The following is a 4048-nucleotide window of genomic DNA, read 5'->3' on the forward strand; positions in this document are numbered from 1 at the left end:
GGGACGGAAGTCAGGCATCTTCGTCTCCCCCATCCCACGGCTTCAGCAATGCGAACGGGGTCTTGTCGGAGATGTAGCCCTCGATCTCGAGGTGCGATCGAGCGGTACGGATGGAGGTTGCCTTGCCCTTGACCAAGGTTTCGATCTGCGTGCTGGACAGCGGCTTGCCGGCCTTCTCGATTGCCTCGCAGATCGCACCCATCAGGTGAGTGGGGCGGAACTCGACCTGCGCCCGGTCGATCGGTGCAGCGATCTCGATCTCTGCGAAGTTCTCGCCATGCGACGTCAGGATCATGTCGCCGAACCAGTGCAGGCCACCGCTCGAGGACAGGGCGTGCCGGCGCAACTGACCGGGCCTGTCCTTCGCGATCCTGATCGTCGAGCGGCCCGTGATTCCGACACCGAACGAGTTCCGGTTCTCCAGTACGTAGGCCGCGCCGTCGAGGGCGTTGAGTTTGTGGACCGCGCCCAGGCTGTACCGGCCGCGACCCTCGGTCGACTTGGTGACGTGGTCCAGGCTGACGCTCGCGGCCCCAGCAGCCGCGAGCCGGCGCGGCAGCATCCGACCGAACTTCGCAGCATCGGAGTTGGAGTTGGTGTCGAGGCCATGCAGTGTCATCGCTTCGGTGACCCCATCGACGACACCGAGCGTCGGGCCAACGTCGCGCATCAACGCATCGAGATCATCGAGGTGGACACCGCCACCGAGCGGATCCATCGGCCTGACGTAGTGGAACCGCGAGGCGAGGTCGAGGCGATCGGCCTGCAGTGTCAGGAGCCGACCGACGATCCCGCCCTCGTCGTCCTCGAAGTCGACGTAGACCACCGAGTTACCGGCGCGGAGCTCCTCGAGCACAGCGGCCAGGATCAGCCACGTCTTGCCGCCCTCGGACTCGCTGGAGACCGTGTGGACCTTGCCGGGGTAGAAGAGCCCGACTCCGTCCGATCGGCGGCCCACGGTCGGCTCAGCGGCTCGCCATGAGCCTTCCAACACGGCGCTGAGGTCGACCGGCTTCCACGATCGCCGGAACACCGGCTCGATGACCGCCAGATGGTCGGGTGGTGGCACGTCGACGTCGGGATAGTCCTGCCCGAATCCGCCGGCGCTCACCAGAGACCACCGTCCTCGACAATCTCGGCGTCGACGACATCGGGAACGAAAGGCGCATCTGCGCCTTTCCGCGGCAGGTAGGTCGATTCGTCGTGACGGGACACGGTCGCCGCAATGTTGCGCTGCTCGAGGTATGCCAGCAGGTCGCTGACGCGGTGTCGGTCGACCATCCACCCGCCCGCCGAGCCGGCATAGATCGCCTTGCCGCCGGCCTCCTTGATGAGGTCAGCAGCTCGCCACCCACGGACGACAGCAACGCGGCCGTCAAGAGTGACCGTGACCCTGTTGCGCGTACTCATGCGACCACGCCCCAGGAGCCAGCACGGCCCGCACGAATCACCCGTGTAACAACCTCGCGGTCGACGCCGGTGATCTCGATGTGCAGCCGCTCGCCGTGGCGATGCAGAAGCGTTGGGACGCTCGATGTGAAGTACTCGCGACGATGAATGTCGACGACCACGCGGACGCCGTCGGGGCACTGGTCCAGAATCGCCAGGGCGGCGCCGTCAAAGTCCTGCACGAGTGTGTTGTCGTCAGGCATGCGGACGTAGATCGATCCGGTGATCATCGGTCACCGCCGACTACCGAGTGCTCAGGTGTTCCATCTTGGCCACCTGAACACGCAGTGCAGGGCTCCGACAGGTACGACGAGATCGACCCGGCAGACCGCTGGATGCGGTGGTTGTAGAGCAGGTGATCACGAATCTGGCGGATTGACAGGTGCTCAACGTGCTTGAGCCAGTGACAGCGCCCATGCATCCAGTCGCGATCCTTGCTCGGAAGCCAGCGAGGCGGATACGACTTCCCGTCGCGGCCGATGATCCGCAGTGGCTTCGTGGACGCCGTCATCAGGCCACCGCCCCGAGATCAGCGATCAAGCGCCGGCAGACCGGACCGAGCTCGAGCCGAATCGACTCGCCAGCGGACAGCGCAGCACCGCAGCGCGTACACCGGATATGACCGTCGACCGGGCTTACAATGGAGACGTTGGTGGCGATCAACATCTGCGAGGGCGTTCCGAGGGCGGGGCGCCCTCTGTGGTTGATTGAACTCATCGACGGTCACCCGGCCTTCGCGGACGGGATGGGACGGAGCAGTTCGTCGAGCTCGTTGAGGTCGACTCTCAGAAGCCGGCTGCCAAACCGGTAGCCCGTCAGGTCGCCCGCGGCGATTCGCCGCCGAATCGTTTTGGGATTGACCGCTGCGTAGTCAGCGGCTTGCTGGATACTCACCAACCGGCGAGCGAGTGTCGTGGCGTTCTTCGCCATGCGGGGACCCCTCCTTGGGGCGCGTGAAAGCGATCCCGCGTTGGAGGGGCTGAAGTCACATGGCCACACAAATCAGTGGCACAGATGGACTAACTAGGACTCTACTTCATTCGTCGGCCGGGATGTGGGATGCCACACTCCTGTAGGCGAGACCGATCGACTCGAGCGACACCTCCCTGAATCCCTGCTGCCAGAGCCAGGTCAGGACGTCTTGCACACGCTCGTTGCGGGCGTCTGTCTTCATCCTGCACCGCTTGCCGTGAGTGATGTGAGCGCGACAGAGAAGGTTCGGCATTGACCGCATGACCTCGTTCGCGTGATCCATACGAGCGCTCTGGTCCGCGTGTGCCTTGCCAAAGAGATCGTCACCTAGCGCCAGCAACTTCTTGCGCTCAGCGTCCGCATCCCAAACCTGGTCGTCAACCAAGTAGGTGGGCGCGTGAGCGCCAGCCTGTCGACGCAGGTAGATGACGTAGCCATCGCCCGTGACATAGCTGGCGTTCCAGCCCCAGTGCACCGTTCCATTCTGCTCCAACACTGCGCCGGATACCGAGAACGATCCGACCAGAAACAGGTCGTGCCGAGCCCCCTCGATTCCTTCGCAATAGACGCCGATCGTCGGGTGATCAAGATCGGTAACGACGTTGCTCTTGAAGCCCGATCCTGCGAGCCTTGGCACCTTGTAGTCCCAGTTGGATGAGTTCATTCCCCCACCTCCGCCGTCCAGCCGGCTGCCTCGGATCTCTTGCGCGCCAGATCCTCGAGCCGGCTCGAGGCCGCGGCCTGGTACCGCATCGCCGCCTGGCTCGTCGAGTGTCCGCCGAGGGCCATCAGTTCGGCCAGGGTCGCGCCATTCCGGGCTGCCTCGGTCAGCGCTCCATGGCGTAGGTCATGGAAGCGGAGGTCAGGTCTGCCAGCGACCTGACGCGCCTCGTACCAGCCCCATCCCTTCGTGGGGTCCTTGCCACGAAGCTCCTTGCTCGCACGCCCATAGAACGCCGAGGGCGCCAGGTGCTCGCCGGTGCGGCCCGGGAACAGGAGACCGTCGGCGCCGGGCGCGGTGTGCTTGAGCTGGTGCTCACGCAACGCCGGCAGGAGGTGGGGCGGCACGGGAACGTCTCGCCGCCCAGCCTCGGACTTCGGCGCCTTGGCGACGACGCCAGCGGACTTCGAGCGGACCACTCCCCTGCGCACCTTCAGGATCGCCGTCGTACCTGGCTTCGCGTTCTTAGCCGGCATCTTCACGTCCGACCTGCGCAACTCAGCGAGCTCGCCATATCGGAGCCCGCAGCCGTCGGCAAGCAGCACCATGAGCCGATGCCGCTCGGGCATCGCGCCAACGATCGTGGCAACTTCCTCGGCCGTCGCCGGATCCGTCCTGGTGGCACGACCGGCCGAACCTCCCCCAACGATCCCGCATGGGTTGAACGGCACGAGCGGGCGACCGTTGTTCTTCGTCGGGTCGGCCGCCGTCGCCATGATCGAGCGGAGAAGGCCGTAGGCGTGCGCCCTGTAGGTCGGCGTCTCGGGAGCGACAGTGTCGAACCAGACCGCGACAGCCTCGGGGGTGATCTTGGGCAGCGGAGTGTCTCCGAACCTCGGCAAGATGAACCGCTCGAGCAGATCGAGGTAGTGGTCCCGAGTCCGATCAGCCAGGGGCTTGCCGCGG

At 65.2% G+C, this 4048-nt stretch carries 6 protein-coding genes; all 6 read right to left on the reverse strand.

What is annotated here, in order from left to right; all coding sequences use genetic code 11:
* Positions 1–10: 10 nt before the first annotated feature.
* Positions 11–1111, reverse strand: coding sequence for an AAA family ATPase (locus tag ACOADB_RS14185; RefSeq protein ID WP_378599718.1), 1101 nt, complete (start codon positions 1109–1111; stop codon positions 11–13).
* The gene (locus ACOADB_RS14190) at positions 1108–1410 is read right to left on the reverse strand and encodes a hypothetical protein (protein WP_378599720.1); all 303 of its coding nucleotides are present in this window, start codon (positions 1408–1410) and stop codon (positions 1108–1110) included. Before ACOADB_RS14190 ends, ACOADB_RS14185 begins: the two co-directional genes overlap by 4 nt.
* Complete coding sequence (locus ACOADB_RS14195) at positions 1407–1679, reverse strand: hypothetical protein (protein ID WP_378599722.1); 273 nt, start codon at positions 1677–1679, stop codon at positions 1407–1409. The genes ACOADB_RS14190 and ACOADB_RS14195 overlap by 4 nt, the downstream gene beginning before the upstream one ends.
* A 493-nt stretch (positions 1680–2172) precedes the next feature.
* Positions 2173–2379 (reverse strand): helix-turn-helix domain-containing protein, encoded by a 207-nt coding sequence (locus tag ACOADB_RS14200; RefSeq protein WP_378599725.1) that lies wholly within the window; start codon positions 2377–2379, stop codon positions 2173–2175.
* 106 nt (positions 2380–2485) lie between these two features.
* On the reverse strand, positions 2486–3085 hold the full coding sequence (locus tag ACOADB_RS14205; protein ID WP_378599728.1) for a hypothetical protein: 600 nt from the start codon (positions 3083–3085) through the stop codon (positions 2486–2488).
* A partial coding sequence (locus ACOADB_RS14210; protein ID WP_378599730.1) for a tyrosine-type recombinase/integrase occupies positions 3082–4048 on the reverse strand: 967 nt, incomplete at its 5' end. The genes ACOADB_RS14205 and ACOADB_RS14210, both read right to left, overlap by 4 nt.

Origin of the sequence: Nocardioides sp. CPCC 206348 (assembly GCF_048654705.1) — a bacterium.
Classification (GTDB): Bacteria; Actinomycetota; Actinomycetes; order Propionibacteriales; family Nocardioidaceae; genus Nocardioides.

Excerpts from the sequence above, each read along its gene's own strand:
- ACOADB_RS14205 (WP_378599728.1), bottom strand. The coding sequence starts at position 3,085 with ATGAACTCATCCAACTGGGACTACAAGGTGCCAAGGCTCGCAGGATCG.
- ACOADB_RS14200 (WP_378599725.1), bottom strand. The coding sequence starts at position 2,379 with ATGGCGAAGAACGCCACGACACTCGCTCGCCGGTTGGTGAGTATCCAG.
- ACOADB_RS14195 (WP_378599722.1), bottom strand. The coding sequence starts at position 1,679 with ATGATCACCGGATCGATCTACGTCCGCATGCCTGACGACAACACACTC.
- ACOADB_RS14190 (WP_378599720.1), bottom strand. The coding sequence starts at position 1,410 with ATGAGTACGCGCAACAGGGTCACGGTCACTCTTGACGGCCGCGTTGCT.